This is a genomic window from Mesorhizobium sp. M4B.F.Ca.ET.017.02.2.1 (genome assembly GCF_003998955.1).
Taxonomy (GTDB): domain Bacteria; phylum Pseudomonadota; class Alphaproteobacteria; order Rhizobiales; family Rhizobiaceae; genus Mesorhizobium; species Mesorhizobium abyssinicae.
Map to the genome: position 1 here is coordinate 1 of NZ_RZOF01000734.1, position 393 is coordinate 393.

Genomic DNA, 393 nt, shown 5'->3' on the forward strand with positions numbered 1-393 from the left:
CTCGAAGGTCGAGCCGTCGGCGGAGGGCACCGCCTCGCCGCCGATCTGGTTGAGCACGCCGTCTGTGCGGAAGCGTTCGAGATAGGCCTCGGCTTTTCTCAGATTGTCGTCCAGTGCCGCCATGGGTCTTTCCTGTTCTCGATTATTTGCCGCGCCCGTTTACTTGCCACGCAGGCGCGGATGGATGGCGTTCTTCTTCCAGCTGAGTTCGGCGTCGATCTCGCGGATCTCCAGCGACAGCGCGAAATGCGGCGTGGCGAACAGCGACCCGAGATGATCCGTGACGACCGCGAAGATCGCCTCGCCGGCGCGCTTCTTCTCCTCGGCGCTGCGGCCCTTGCCGATGCGGAAATTCATGTCGATGAAGCCGTTCTCGGGCAGCCGGTCGGCGAT

1 pseudogene is annotated in these 393 nt (G+C 63.6%); it reads right to left on the minus strand.

Annotation, left to right across the window (positions count from 1 at the left end):
- Nucleotides 1-159: 159 nt before the first annotated feature.
- A pseudogene (locus EN738_RS35105) lies at nt 160-393 on the minus strand (5-carboxymethyl-2-hydroxymuconate Delta-isomerase); the annotation flags it as partial.